This window comes from Pseudochrobactrum sp. Wa41.01b-1 (assembly GCF_019464455.1).
In the GTDB taxonomy this organism is placed as follows: Bacteria; Pseudomonadota; Alphaproteobacteria; order Rhizobiales; family Rhizobiaceae; genus Pseudochrobactrum; species Pseudochrobactrum saccharolyticum.
In genome coordinates, this window is the sequence record NZ_CP080493.1 from 206,930 (window position 1) to 221,388 (window position 14,459).

12 protein-coding genes are annotated in these 14,459 nt (G+C 51.8%); 5 read left to right on the plus strand and 7 right to left on the minus strand.

The genetic code is table 11. The features are described from left to right. Positions 1–177: 177 nt before the first annotated feature. The 6 genes from lexA to K1X45_RS01010 all read right to left on the minus strand — a co-directional run bounded on the left by lexA (position 178) and on the right by K1X45_RS01010 (position 6,600). On the minus strand, positions 178–900 hold the full coding sequence (gene lexA, locus K1X45_RS00985) for a transcriptional repressor LexA (RefSeq protein ID WP_220159535.1): 723 nt from the start codon (positions 898–900) through the stop codon (positions 178–180). A 203-nt stretch (positions 901–1,103) separates the two neighbouring features. Continuing rightward, entirely contained in the window at positions 1,104–2,324 is a 1,221-nt protein-coding gene (gene glp / locus K1X45_RS00990; RefSeq protein WP_220159536.1) for a gephyrin-like molybdotransferase Glp, read from the minus strand. Between the two features lie 32 nt (positions 2,325–2,356). Beyond that, positions 2,357–2,833: a cyclic pyranopterin monophosphate synthase MoaC gene (moaC, locus tag K1X45_RS00995; RefSeq protein WP_220159537.1), complete on the minus strand. Its 477-nt coding sequence runs from the start codon at positions 2,831–2,833 to the stop codon at positions 2,357–2,359. A gap of 3 nt (positions 2,834–2,836) precedes the next feature. Continuing rightward, positions 2,837–3,634: an indole-3-glycerol phosphate synthase TrpC gene (gene trpC / locus K1X45_RS01000; RefSeq protein ID WP_220159538.1), complete on the minus strand. Its 798-nt coding sequence runs from the start codon at positions 3,632–3,634 to the stop codon at positions 2,837–2,839. Between the two features lies 1 nt (position 3,635). Continuing rightward, on the minus strand, positions 3,636–4,658 hold the full coding sequence (trpD, locus tag K1X45_RS01005; RefSeq protein ID WP_220159539.1) for an anthranilate phosphoribosyltransferase: 1,023 nt from the start codon (positions 4,656–4,658) through the stop codon (positions 3,636–3,638). 52 nt (positions 4,659–4,710) lie between these two features. Then, positions 4,711–6,600: a SurA N-terminal domain-containing protein gene (locus K1X45_RS01010; protein ID WP_220159540.1), complete on the minus strand. Its 1,890-nt coding sequence runs from the start codon at positions 6,598–6,600 to the stop codon at positions 4,711–4,713. A 292-nt stretch (positions 6,601–6,892) separates the two neighbouring features. Here K1X45_RS01010 and tpiA point away from each other — a divergent pair, with 292 nt between their 5' ends. The 5 genes from tpiA (at position 6,893) to kdsA (ending at position 12,040) form a co-directional block, all read left to right on the plus strand. Then, positions 6,893–7,657: a triose-phosphate isomerase gene (gene tpiA, locus K1X45_RS01015; RefSeq protein WP_220159541.1), complete on the plus strand. Its 765-nt coding sequence runs from the start codon at positions 6,893–6,895 to the stop codon at positions 7,655–7,657. A gap of 112 nt (positions 7,658–7,769) precedes the next feature. Next, positions 7,770–8,153 carry a preprotein translocase subunit SecG gene (gene secG / locus K1X45_RS01020; RefSeq protein WP_220159542.1) on the plus strand — a complete coding sequence of 128 codons (384 nt, stop codon included), beginning with the start codon at positions 7,770–7,772 and terminating at the stop codon, positions 8,151–8,153. A 229-nt stretch (positions 8,154–8,382) separates the two neighbouring features. After that, the gene (locus K1X45_RS01025) at positions 8,383–9,033 is read left to right on the plus strand and encodes a L,D-transpeptidase (protein ID WP_022712420.1); all 651 of its coding nucleotides are present in this window, start codon (positions 8,383–8,385) and stop codon (positions 9,031–9,033) included. Positions 9,034–9,392: 359 nt separating this feature from the next. Continuing rightward, positions 9,393–11,021: a CTP synthase gene (locus K1X45_RS01030; RefSeq protein WP_220159543.1), complete on the plus strand. Its 1,629-nt coding sequence runs from the start codon at positions 9,393–9,395 to the stop codon at positions 11,019–11,021. 176 nt (positions 11,022–11,197) lie between these two features. Further along, entirely contained in the window at positions 11,198–12,040 is an 843-nt protein-coding gene (gene kdsA, locus K1X45_RS01035) for a 3-deoxy-8-phosphooctulonate synthase (RefSeq protein ID WP_220159544.1), read from the plus strand. Between the two features lie 83 nt (positions 12,041–12,123). Here the strand turns inward: kdsA and K1X45_RS01040 are convergent, their stop codons facing one another. Then, positions 12,124–14,445 (minus strand): TonB-dependent hemoglobin/transferrin/lactoferrin family receptor, encoded by a 2,322-nt coding sequence (locus K1X45_RS01040; RefSeq protein WP_220159545.1) that lies wholly within the window; start codon positions 14,443–14,445, stop codon positions 12,124–12,126. Positions 14,446–14,459 lie beyond the last annotated feature (14 nt).

The window sequence follows — 14,459 nt, forward strand, 5'->3', positions numbered from 1 at the left end:
TCACAGCATAATAGTGCAGCGAAACATAGGCTTGTAGGGCGTTTGCTGTATCATCTTGCCGTTTAACGCCCTGTATAAAATGACGTTTCATGGCCCATGCAAAAAAGAGCAGCAGGAGCAATGAACTGCCTGAAGTCGAAAACCGGCAGCAATGCCGGTTTTCGTGCCGATAGCATATTAGTAGCGGCGTACCAGACCAACCAGCTTGCCCTGAACACGTACGCGGTCAGGACCGAAAATACGGGTTTCATAAGCCGGATTGGCAGCTTCAAGCGCAACGGATGCGCCTTTGCGGCGGAAGCGTTTGAGTGTTGCTTCTTCATCATCGACCAGAGCCACAACGATTTCACCGGCATTGGCGGTATCACCACGACGGATAATCACTGTATCGCCATCGAGAATACCGGCTTCGATCATCGAGTCGCCTTTGACTTCCAGCGCATAATGCTCACCGCTGCCAAGCATTTCCGGCGGCAGGGTAATCATATGGGTTTGGGATTGGATCGCAGAAATCGGTACACCGGCTGCAATGCGACCCATCACAGGAACGCTGATACCGGCAGGTGCTTCGGATTCTGTCGCAGGCGCTGCTTTTTTAGGCAGTTCGGTGACATTCTTTTTGCCGAGATCGCCTTCAATGACACTTGGTGAGAATTTCTTCTGGCTGTTGAGGCCCGGTGCAATCGAATCCGGCAGGCGCACAACTTCAAGCGCACGCGCTCTGTTTGGCAGACGGCGGATAAAACCGCGTTCTTCCAGAGCCGTAATCAGACGGTGAATACCGGATTTTGATGCAAGATTAAGTGCCTCTTTCATCTCGTCAAACGAAGGGGGGATGCCGCTTTCCTTCAGACGTTCATGGATAAACAGCAATAATTCATGTTGCTTACGCGTCAGCATTATACGCTCCCAAAGCCTAAAACATATCTGCGGGCAGACAGAAGCTGCCGCAGATACAGAAGTCGTGCGGACTAAACGCAGAACCGCATGCACGGGGCGCGGTTGCGAGAATCAATTTTTAAAACAAACCCAGAACGAACACTATATGTTCCAGTATTGTTCTGCAAGGCTTTAAAAATGATTAATCCGATTGTTTAAGGATTTCAGCGTATCATCAGGATCTGACAGCGATCTCCGGCTTTGGCTGCCTCAGCAAAAGGCTCACGGATCAGCAGAGCATCCGCACGGGTAATGACGGTCAGCATGGAAGAATCCTGTACCGGCAGAGGCGTTGCCAGTAATTCACCGTCGCTGTTGCGGGTTAGTGCCGCACGGGCATAATCGCGGCGGTTGCCATTAGCAGCCATGTCCTGTGCCAGTCTGGCGCTGGCAATATAGGTGGTCGCGGCTTTGCCTGCCAGACGCGCAACCAGCGGAGCCAGAAACACATAGGAACAAACGAGACTGGAAACCGGATTACCTGGAAGACCAAGAACGAGCAGGGGCGCTTTACCTTCGCGTTCCAGTTGGCCGAACATCAGCGGTTTGCCCGGACGCATGGCGATTTTGTAAAAGCCGAGTTCAACGCCGCAATTGGTCAGTGCTTTATGCACCAGATCATGATCGCCGACGGATGCGCCGCCCAGCGTAATCAGAATATCGGCATCCGAAGCTGCAACATTGCGAATGGATTGTTCGATAAGTGCCAGATCATCCGGCACAATACCCAGATCATCTGCCGTGCCGCCATTGCGCCGTACAATTTCTGCGACACCATAACTGTTGGAGCTGACGATCTGATCTGCCGCAGGAACAGTGCCCGCAGGCACAAGCTCATTACCTGTAGCAAGAATAGCTGTTTTAGGGCGTTTATAGACCTGCAATTGCGCATGGCCGGACGCTGCAGCCAAAGAGAGCGATGCCGGATCAAGCAGATGACCGGTTTGCAGCAAGCATTCGCCGTCTTTGAAATCCAGCCCGCTGAAACGGATGTGACGGTTTTTGTCCACATCCCGCAACAATGTGACCAGATTGCCTTCCTGCTGCGTGTCTTCCTGAATGACAATCGTGTCAGCACCGGCAGGCATTGGTGCACCGGTAAAAATACGCACAGCCTCACCGGATCGGACTGTGCCGTTAAAGCCTTTACCTGCAGCAGATTCGCCGATGACTTTCAGTGTAACAGGCAGCTGTTCTGCATCGGTAAAGCGAATGGCATAGCCGTCCATAGCCGAGGCATCAAAGGGCGGTTGATTGAATGAGGCAAAGATCGAAGTAGCAAGAACACGGTCACCGGCTTCATGCAGAGCGACTTGCTCATGGCCGGAAGGCATTTTATCCGCCAGCAAAAGCCGCAATGCTTCATCAACCGGTAATAATGCCATGAAACCTACCCCGTAAAAATAAGAGCGATATGCTAAGAGCGCTGCCAGTCACCGGATTTACCGCCGGTTTTACTGTCGACGGCGATATTGCCGATGACCATGCCTTTATCAACGGCTTTGGCCATATCATAAATCGTCAGGCAGGCGACGGAGACAGCTGTGAGCGCTTCCATTTCCACGCCGGTTTTGCCAGTCAGTTTGACCGTTGCACTGACCCGCAAGCCGGGCAAGGCTTCATCCGGCTCGATATCAACCGAGACTTTGCTCAGCATCAGCGGATGGCACAGCGGTATCAGATCAGATGTTTTCTTGGCGGCCATAATACCGGCAAGACGGGCGGTACCGATTACATCGCCTTTGGCGGCATTACCGGAAAGGATCAGCTCAAGCGTCTGCTTTTGCATCGTGACACAACCCGAAGCCGTAGCAATGCGCACAGTTTCGGCTTTGTCGCCGACATCGACCATATTCGCAGCGCCGCTTTCATCGAGATGTGTCAGCTTGCTCATGGCTTACTCTTTGCCGGTCAGGAGTTTGCGGGTTGCACTGGCCACATCCTGCTGGCGCATCAGGCTTTCCCCGATCAGGAAGGTGGAGATGCCGGATTTCTGCAAACGCAGGCAATCATCATGCGTGAAGATACCGCTTTCACCAACCAGCAGGCGATCATCCGGCACCATGGCTGCCAGACGTTCAGAAACTGCGAGATCGACTTCGAAGGTACGCAGGTTACGGTTGTTGATGCCGAGCAGGCGTGAAGACAATTTGAGTGCCCGCTCCATTTCCGCTTCATCATGCACTTCGATCAATGCATCCATGCCGAGCGAAAAGGCTGTGTCTTCCAGCTCTTTCGCCATAGCATCATCAACACTTGCCATGATGATGAGAATGCAATCCGCACCCCAATGACGCGCTTCATAGACCTGATAAGGATCAAACAGAAAGTCTTTGCGCAGCGCTGGAAGGGAGCAGGCAGCGCGTGCCTGTTGCAGAAATTCAGGTGCACCCTGAAAACTCGGTGTATCTGTCAGAACTGAAAGACAGGCCGCACCACCATCTTCATAGGCTTTTGCCAATGCAGGCGGATCAAAATCCGGACGGATCAGACCTTTGGACGGGCTGGCTTTTTTGATTTCCGCAATCAGACCGAAAGAACCGGCAGCCTGCTTGACTTCCAATGCTTTGAGGAAGCCACGGGCAGGCGCCTGATCGGCAGCAGCTTTTTTCACGTCTGCCAATGGCAAACGCGCTTTGGCTTCTGCAATTTCAACAAGCTTATAGGCTTCGATCTTTTTGAGAATATCGGTCATTTTATTCACTTGTCTTGCTGTTCGATACAGCAATCAGCTGATCGAGTTTGGCTTTTGCCGCGCCGCTGTCAATCGACTGTGCAGCAAGGGCAATACCTTCTTTGATATCTTTGGCCTTACCGGCAATCACTAATGCAGCACCGGCATTGAGCAGCACGATATCGCGATAAGCACTGGCTTCACCGCCAAGTACACGTAATAGAGCTGCTGCATTATGCTGGGCATCGCCGCCCTTGAGAGCGTCAAAAGCAACGCGCTTCAGGCCGACTTCTTCCGGTGTGATTTCAAATTCGGTGATTTCACCATTATGCAGCGCTGCAATATTGGTGGTGCCTGCGGTGGTCATTTCATCCAGACCATCGCCATAAACAACCCAGACATGATCTGAACCGAGTTCTTTCAGCACTTTAGCGATCGGCAGTACCCAGTCGCGGGAGAAAACGCCGACGAGCTGATGCTTAACACCAGCCGGATTGGCGAGCGGGCCAAGCAGGTTGAAAATTGTACGGGTGCCAAGCTCTACACGGGCAGGGCCGACATGGCGCATGGAAGAGTGATGCATCGGCGCGAACATAAAGCCGAGACCTGCATCATGAATGCAGCGGCTGATTGTTGCCGGATCGGCTTCAATATTAATGCCGAGCTCTGCCAGTGTATCTGCCGCACCGGAGCGTGAGGACAAAGCGCGGTTACCATGTTTGGCAACCGTAACGCCTGCACCGGCAGTCACAATGGCTGCGCAGCTGGACACGTTATAGGAACCGGACTGATCGCCGCCTGTGCCGACGATGTCGATTGCATCGGCAGGTGCATCGACAGGAATCATTTTCGCCCGCATTGATTCCACAGCGCCCGCAATTTCCGCAACGGCTTCACCGCGCATGCGCAGAGCCATCAGAAAACCGCCGATCTGGGCAGGGGTGGCGGAACCGGACATCATAATGTCAAACGCTGCTTTGGACTCCGCCTGAGTTAAAGGTGTGCCTGTAACAGCTTTGGCAATGTAGCTTTTGAAATCTGACATAGTGTACTCGAATCTTTAGTGAGGCTCCGCCTGCCTTCAAAGTGAGAAGACGTTAGAAGGACAGAGCCTGATCCATCAGGGTCTGATTGATTTTAACCGGATATTCGCTCTGCAGGCGGCCAACCAGCTGTTCCAGCAGGTCGTCTCCAATGCGTGAGGAAATCGCATCGCGTGTGCCCTGTGGCAGGCTTTCCGCGCTGACACCGGCAGGCTCGGTTGTCTCAATCACTTTGAACAGGATCTGGGTTTCTTTATTGATGCCGCTTGCAACGCCTGTGAGATTTTCCGCGCCGCCGAAGATCTGCGCAACCGCAGCCTCTGACAGTTCAGAATCTGTAGCCGTACGGGTCAGGCCGCGCTTGGTCTGTTTTTCAACGCCGGTTTCCTGAGCAAGAACATCCAGAGTTTCACCGGCTTCAAGACGCTTGCGCAGCTCTTCAGCTTTGGCTGTCAGGCGCTTTGCTGCTTCATCCTGTTTCCACTCGGCTGCAACCTGATCTTTGACTTCATCAAATGTTTTGTCGCGGGCAGGTGTCACGCCATCCAGCTGATACCAGATATAACCACGGGTCGGAGTTGGCAGTGCATCATTATCAATGCCCTGATCCGATTGGTAAACAGAGGTCAGGAAGGAAGGCAGCAGCGGCAGATCAGCAACCGGCTTGCCGTCCGGAGCATTACCGTTCACATCAACAGCTTCTACGGTTTTAACTTTGAGCTTCAGCTTTTCAGCAGCCTGCGCCAGCGTTGCGCCATTGCCGCGTTCTTCTTCAAACGAGTCATGAACCGCATTCAGCGAGGTCAGCGCCTGTGTCAGAGCCAGAGTTTTGCGGATTTCCGGTGCAACTTCTGCTTCTGTTTTCACAGCTGCAGGCTCAATTGCGCTGACATGCAGCAGTACAGGGCCGAATGCGCCTTTTACAACATCGCTTGTACCATTGGCAGGCAGTGCGAATGCTGCCTCAGCAATCACTGCATCCGGCAGATCGCCTTTTACAAATGTGCCGAGTTTAACATCTTCTGGCTTTTTACCGCTCTGGGTAACAAGATCAGCAAAGCTGGTGCCGGATTTGATTTTATCCGAAGCCGCTTTGGCTTCCTCTTCATTGGCGAAATTCAGCTGTTCAAGAGTACGCTTTTCTTCAGTCGAGAAACGGGCAATGTTCTTTTTGTAATATTCCTGAATCTCTTCCGGCATAACATCAGCTTCGTTGACAATGTCCTGCGCTTCAAGCGGCACATAGCTGACTTTGCGATATTCCGGTGCGCGGTAATTGCCGAGATGGCTGTCATACCATTTTTTCAGTTCAGCATCGTCAGGCGTGGCGATTGTGTCAGCTTTTTCCTGAGTCAGCGTGATGTAATCAACCGTGCGGCTTTCACCGTCATAAAGCGCCAGCGCTTTGAACAATGTGTCCGGTGCGCTCATGCCGTCTGACACAGCTTCAACGATCTGCTGACGCAGCGCATATTTGGTGCGGCTGTTGAAATAGTCCTGCGCGCTCATACCGGCCTGACGCAGCACTGCGTTAAACTGGTTATTGGAGAAGCGGCCGCTGGAGTCCAGAAATGCCTGATCTTCACCGGTAAGACGGGCGAGGTGATCTTTCGACATGCCCAGACCCATCTGGCGTGCCTGTTCATCAAGCAGCACGCCTGCAACCAGCTGGCCGGTTACCTGTGACGGAATGCCGAGCGCTTTAGCCTGATCGCGGGTCAGCTGCTGACGCAGCTGGTTGGAAACAGCAATCACCTGACGGTCATACGCCAGACGATATTCAGTCGGCGATACGGATGAGCCTCCGGCCTCCAGAACAGCATTGCCGCTGAAACCTTCACGGAACACATCTGCGATACCCCATGCTGCAAAAGAGAGGACGAGAAGACCGAGAAAGAATTTCGAGACCCATGATTTGGATGCAGTGCGCAAGCTGTCAAGCATAGAAGTACCTTTGTGGAGTAAACTCACTTTGTTAAATAAGGGGATAGCCGCCGATGATAATGCAGTCAAACGGAAACCTGCCTTCAGGGCACTAAGAACGAAAAGAATTGTGGCATTATTGCCGTTAAAGCCATGTTGAGCGATGCGTTTGGGGATTTGCTTTCAGGTCTGAATTTGCTAGAGCGGTTTCAGTTTTGGGCACGAACCGGCTCTGCCGCACCGGTCTAAACCGGCGAGGCCGTGTCAGAAGCCGCTATGCAATGCGGCTGAAATCATTGGTGAGGAGGGTGTAATGACCCCGGAAATACGTCCGCTTGTTGCGGGTAACTGGAAGATGAACGGCACCGGCGAACAGCTGGGTGAACTGCGCGCAATCGCTGCCAATCTCAGCACGGATCTCGGCCGCAAGTTCGATGTTGTGATCTGCGTACCTTCCACTCTTATTTCGCGTGCTGCAGCCACACCGGAAACCGATGCTATCGGCGTTGGCGGTCAGGATTGCCATGCGGCAGAATCAGGCGCGCATACCGGCGATATTTCTGCGCTGATGCTGAAAGAAGCAGGCGCAAGCCATGTGATCCTCGGTCATTCCGAACGCCGCACAGATCATCATGAGACCAGTGAAGCCGTTTGCGCCAAAGTACAGGCCGCATGGAAAGCCGGCCTGACTACGATCGTCTGTGTTGGCGAAACCGCTGAACAGAAGCAGTCTGATCAGACACTCGAAATCGTTGGTCAGCAGATCGCAGATTCGCTGCCTGAAGGTGTGACACCGGAAAATACTGTTGTTGCTTATGAGCCTGTATGGGCAATCGGTACCGGCCTGACACCTACTGTTTCGGATGTGCGCACGGTACATGCTTTCATCCGCTCGAAGCTCATTGAGCGTTTCGGCGCCAAGGGCGCGCATCTGCGTCTGCTCTATGGCGGTTCGGTCAAACCGAATAATGCTGTTGAATTGCTCGGTGTTGCTGATGTGGATGGCGCGCTTGTCGGCGGTGCCAGCCTGAAAGCTACCGATTTTCTCGCAATTTGCGACGCCTATCGCGTGCTCTGAATTTGAATAAATATCAATCCCTTGCAAGCATTCGGTTGCAGGGGGTTGGATTGTCGGATAAATCCGTGTAGAAAGCCGTTTCTACTCCTATAAGAAAGCAGTCCGGAAACCCATGCAAACCGTTCTTATTGTTATACATCTCCTGATCGTTCTCGCACTTGTCGGCGTTGTGTTGATTCAGCGTTCCGAAGGTGGTGGTCTTGGTATCGGTGGTGGTTCAGGTTTCATGTCGGCTCGTGGTGCTGCCAATGCTCTGACCCGTACGACAGCCATTCTGGGCGCAGGTTTCTTTGCAACTTCGCTGCTTCTGGGCATTATCGCTATGAACGGCGAGCGTCCGACAGATATTCTCAACCGTATCCCTGCCGGCAACTCACAGACTGCACCTGCAGGCGGCAACGGTATTCTGGATCAGCTCGGCGGTGGTACAACAACACCGGAAAGCACACCGGCACAGCCTGCCGCACCTGCAAGCCAGGTTCCGAGCTCCCAGTAAGAGCCGGATTTATGAATGATAAAAAGCCTCCTTTAGGGAGGCTTTTTTATTTTAAGGGTTTTGCAATAAAAGTGTTGCAGGCTTGCCATAGACGACGGGATTAGCTTGTGGGTAACATATTGCCCGTTGAGAGATGGGTGAGTTTGGCCTATCAGCAAGCAACCTGTTTACACCTCATCTTCGGCTCATCGTGCTGATGAGACATAAAAGAGTGTTTTGAGAAAGCCCCATGATTTCATCCCGTGTTCTCATCGCCGGTTTTGCCGGTTTGTGCTTAAGTTTCTCCGCTCTCACCGGTCAGGCTGCCGCCCAGACGGCTGCTGCGGCCGCATCAACGGATACGACGGCTAAAGCCGCCAAGCCGGAGAAGAAGAAAGCCACAACCCAGAAGGCTGCCAAAGGCAAATATAATATTGATCCGAGATATCAGGCGCAGACTGTTGCCTTCTCGGGTTATCCGGTAGGGACAATCGTTGTCGATCCGGCAAAATATTTCCTTTATCTGGTAGAAACACCAACCACAGCACGCCGTTATGGCATTGCTGTCGGTAAAGTCGGTCTGGAATTTAAGGGCACCGGTACAATCAATGCCAAGCGTGAATGGCCGCGCTGGATTCCGACCGCAGACATGGTCAAGCGCAGTCCTGAACATTACGGCCGTTTCAAAAACGGTATGGATGGTGGTCTGGGCAACCCGCTGGGTTCACGCGCGCTCTACCTGTTTCAGGGCAATAAAGACACCTATATCCGTATTCACGGTACGGTTCAGCCTTGGACAATCGGCAGTTCGGCATCAAATGGCTGCTTCCGTATGACCAATGAAGATGTCATGGAACTCTATGAGCGTGTAAATCTCGGAGCGACTGTCGTCGTTCTCTGATTATACCGACATAAAACAAAAGCCGGCTCAGGCCGGCTTTTTGCGTTTTTGTGAAGTAAATTTAGTTTTACAAAAAGTTTTTCAGGACAAGCGAATAAGCAGTGGCAATTTGTTTGTCGAAGCACTATTTGTTTGCTCAGAGCTGCGGAACAGATTTCCGTAGCGCGTTATCAACGCAAAGTTTGTAATTTCAGCACTGTCGGGAAAAATCCTTACGGTGATGTTGTTGCGTGAAATTGGGTTTTACCAAAAAATCTCTCATGGATTTGGCGGTTAAATGTTAAGAATAATGAAAAATCCGTTACGAAAGTCATTTTTTAGTGGCGGAATCAATCAGGAGAGTCTAACGACATAAGCCCATGGCGCGATATGTATTCATCACAGGCGGCGTGGTCTCTTCCCTCGGAAAAGGCATAGCTGCAGCAGCACTGGCGGCTCTTCTTCAGGCACGTGGTTACCGCGTGCGGATCAGAAAGCTCGACCCTTATCTCAACATTGATCCGGGCACGATGTCTCCTTACCAGCATGGTGAGGTATTTGTGACCGATGACGGTGCGGAAACCGATCTTGACCTCGGTCATTATGAGCGTTTCACCGGTCGTTCTGCAACAAAGCAGGACAATATCACCACCGGCCGCATCTACCAGAACATCATCGAGAAAGAACGCCGCGGCGATTATCTCGGTGCGACGGTTCAGGTTATTCCGCATGTAACGGATGAGATCAAAAACTTCATTACGGAAGGTAATGAAGATTATGATTTCGTGCTTTGCGAAATCGGCGGCACAGTCGGCGATATCGAAGCAATGCCGTTTCTGGAAGCCATCCGTCAGCTCGGCAACGAATTGCCGCGCAACACAGCCGTTTATATTCACCTGACACTGATGCCGTATATTCCGGCAGCGGGTGAGCTGAAAACCAAGCCGACACAGCATTCCGTAAAAGAACTGCGTTCGATCGGTATTGCACCGGATGTTCTGCTGATCCGTGCGGATCGTGAAATTCCGGAATCCGAGCGCAAGAAGCTTTCGCTGTTCTGTAATGTCCGCCCGAGCGCGGTTATTCAGGCGCTGGATGTTAAGTCGATTTATGATGTGCCGATGGCTTATCATAATGAAGGACTGGATTCAGAAGTTCTGGTTGCTTTCGGCATTGAACCTGCACCAAAGCCGCAGATGGAACGTTGGGAAGAAATTGCCAATCGTATCCATAATCCGGAAGGTGAGGTTACTATTGCAGTTGTCGGTAAATATACCGGCCTGAAAGAAGCCTATAAATCGCTGATCGAAGCTCTGACCCATGGCGGCATTGCTAACCGCGTGAAAGTCAATCTCGACTGGATCGAAGCGGAAGTGTTTGAGAGCGAAGACGCTGCACCTTATCTTGAAAAAGTTCACGGCATTCTGGTGCCGGGCGGCTTTGGCGAGCGCGGTGCGGAAGGCAAGATTCTTGCGGCAAAATTTGCCCGTGAGCATAAAGTTCCTTATTTCGGTATCTGCTTCGGTATGCAGATGGCATGTATTGAAGCCGCGCGTAATCTCGCCGGTATCAAAGATGCATCTTCTACAGAATTCGGTCCTGCGAAGGAACCGGTTGTCGGTCTGATGACGGAATGGCTCAAAGGCAATATGCTGGAGAAGCGTTCTGCGTCCGGTGATCTCGGCGGTACGATGCGTCTGGGTTCCTATGAATCCATGCTGAAAAGCGGCACCCGTATTGCGGATATTTATGGCTCGACAGATATTCATGAGCGTCATCGTCACCGCTATGAAGTCAATATTGACTACATGGAAAAGCTTGAAAAAGCCGGTCTGACCTTCTCCGGCCTGTCACCTGACGGTGTTCTGCCGGAAACCATCGAATATGCTGATCATCCGTGGTTCATTGGCGTGCAGTATCATCCGGAGCTGAAATCGCGTCCGTTTGAGCCGCATCCGCTGTTTGCTTCCTTTATCGAGGCAGCGGTCACTCAGAGCCGTCTGGTTTAAGATCTGAAGCGGGCACTTTAACAGTGCCCGTTTTGCTTTTATCAAAAGGACTGGATATTGCGGTCTGCAATGTCCATATGCTGACTATGAAACCGCGTTGCGGTTTTCTGCGCAAATTAACCTGCGCCGTTATTTATTGGGAAAAGTCAGGTACTTTTCAATTTTGAGGAACAGATATGACTGCCAATCCTGTTGTTGAGGTTAAGGCGCCGTCAGGCAATGTAGTGTTTTCCAACAAGGGCGCATTGTCGATCATTGCTGGCCCGTGCCAGATGGAAAGCCGCGAGCACGCCTATGATATGGCTGGTGCCTTGAAAGAAATGACAGATAAGCTCGGCATTGGTCTGGTTTATAAATCGAGCTTCGACAAAGCCAACCGTACTTCGCTGAAAGGTCAGCGCGGCATCGGCCTCGAAAAGGCTCTGGAAGTTTTCTCTGATCTTAAAAAAGATTTCGGCTTTCCGGTGCTGACCGACGTGCATACTGAAGAACAATGCGCTGTTGTCGGTGAAGTCGTTGATGTGCTGCAGATTCCGGCATTCCTCTGCCGTCAGACTGATCTGCTGATTGCTGCCGCCAATACCGGCCGTGTGGTCAATATCAAAAAAGGTCAGTTTCTGGCACCATGGGACATGAAAAATGTCATGGCCAAAGTGGTGGAGAGCGGCAATCCGAATGTGATGCTGACCGAGCGTGGTGCATCTTTCGGCTATAATACACTCGTGTCGGATATGCGCTCTTTGCCGATTATGGCGGGTCTTGGTGCACCGGTGATTTTTGACGCAACCCATTCGGTTCAGCAACCGGGCGGTCAGGGTGAAACCAGTGGTGGTCAGCGTGAATTTGTTGAAACTCTTGCCCGTGCATCGGTCGCGGTTGGCGTTGCGGGTGTCTTTATTGAGACGCATCAGGATCCGGACAATGCACCTTCCGACGGTCCGAATATGGTGCCTTTGAAAGACATGCCGCGTCTGCTTGAAACACTGATGGCTTTCGACAAGCTTGCAAAATCCCTTTGATCTTGCCGGTTGCCAATTAGCAAAAACTCTCTGAGATAATTACCCAATAAAAAGCCCCGCATTTTGCGGGGCTTTTTTGTGTCTCAGAACTTCTTGCTAAGGCTGACTTTGAAATTACGGCCAGGCATGGCGGTAATGCCGTCGCTCAGATAAGGTTCGTATTTCTTGTCAAAAATATTGTCGAGACCGATATCCAGCTTGGTATCTTTCATCATACCGCTTTGCGGTGCCCATGTCAGAAACAGATCATGGATACCATAGCCTGCGCTTTCAGGGCGGGCATATTCGCCGCCATTCTGATTATGCGGTGTCTTGGACTGTCTGGCAACAAAAGTCCCTGTCCAGCCCAGCGTCAGATCATAATCCGGCACTTTCCAGCCCAGCGTTGTCACCAGTGTCGCCGGTGCCAGATCCTTGAGATAGGTGTTATAGCCATAGATATTATTCAGCGCACCATGACGGCTGCCATGCATTGTAGAGAAGGCCGCATCGGCAAACATATAAGTTGTGTCGTAATGGGCTGAAATCTCGATACCGGCAGAGTAGTAGGACGGCATATTCCAGTAAGTGTCACCATCTCCGCGTTTTTCTGGCATGTTTTTAGTGCCAAAACGCCGGTTAATCGGATTGGTAACATGGTTATAATAAGCTGTTGCCCGCACTTTCAGCTGATCATCACTGGTGAAAAGCTGGTTGTGAATGGTTTCAACGCCAATCTGGAAGTTGTTGTTGCGCTCCACTTCAAGGTCACGGCTAGTGCGTGGCAGGCTGCTGCTGGCACTTTGTGTGGAGTAGAGCTCATCAATATTCGGCATACGCATTGCATAGGCCCAATCAGCAAACAGACGGAGATTTGAGGTTGCGTCATAGGTCATGCTCAGACCCGGTGTCAGGCCGTCATGGCTGACTGCGCTGTAATCATGACCGGCAGCAGGATTATTATAGGTCTTTGCTGCGTTGGGCTTGCCTGTTGATCGCACATAATCATAACGCAGACCCGGAATAATGGTCAGCTGATCGGTCAGGGCAATCTTATCAATCACAAAAGCACTGAACGTTTCCTGCTTGCCTTCAGGCATATTATACGGAGCAAAATAGCCGTAATTATAATTGGCATTATTTTTGTAAGTATCGGCATACATGACAATATCACGGTTGTGACGCTGTAGCTGAATGCCGTAATTCAGGCTGTGATTAAAACCGCCGAGCGTGAAATTGGATGTGTTTTCTGCTTCGATCCGCAGGTCGGAATATTTGGATTCGTTCCACTTGCCGCCAAGGGATGCAGATGTGCTCACCCCATCAGGGCGCTCGGCATAAAGCGATGTAAAGGCATAACTCACCATCAGGCGCGTATTGACCAGATCGCTGTCACCGGAAAATTTATGCTCAACGGATGAGCTGAAATCTTTCAGGTCGCGCCAGGCGAGGCGGCGGCGGATCGCTTCATAATAGCCGTATTTTTTAACATCACTGCCAATCGGTTCAACCTGTCCGCGAATAGCTGCAGGCGGGCCCCAATTCTCGCTCATACCGTAGCTTGCAGTTGCTTTCAGCTCATGGCCGTCAGCGCTGGCACTGCCCTTAGCGGAGAAGGATGTGAGCTTGCTGTCAGAGAAATTATAGCGCTCACCGCCGCCGATACGCATGTCCTCAGTCTTGCGCCATGTGGCTGCTGCAAGACCGTCAAAATTGATGCCGCTATAATTTGTGCGGCCATAAACAGCGCCGCTCTGCACCCAGCCTTTATTGGCTGTCTGATAGCCGGTCTTTGACCAGAGTCCCCAGTTCTCACCTTCGCGCAACATATCGGCTGCGTCTTTGGTTTCCATCTTGATAGTGCCGCCGAAACCGCCATTACCATATTTGATGGAAGTTGCGCCTTTTTCGATCTCAACGCTTTTGAGCAGTTCAGGCTCGATAAAGACGGTTCCCTGATCGTAGCGCTCGAAATTCTTCTGCGCGCCGTCCATGACAATACGCACATCGGTCTGACGGGCAAAACCGCGAATGGCAATGCTCTGACCCTGAATGCGCACACCGCCGAGCATGGTGACGCCCGGCGTCTGTTTTACCAGTTCCGGCAGGCTGGCAGCCTGAACACGGTCAATTGTCTCGCGGTCGATGGTGACAATATTCGGGGCATCTGTGCCGTAGCTGCCGGAGCCGACTGTGCCGGTGCCGACAGTAATTGTATTCAGCTGTAATGTGCCGGATGCATTATCGGCCTGCTGTTTTTCCGTTTGTTTTTTTGGCTGTACCGTCTGGGCGAGGGCCGCAGGCGTAAGGTTCAGAAATGCAGCAGTGCTTAAAACTGTCGTAGTGAGAAAGAAAAGTGAAAATTTATGCAGGCATGAAAAATTGCGTGCACCGGTGGCAGAACCACCAGCAGCATAAGCAGACATCAGCGCAACTCCTT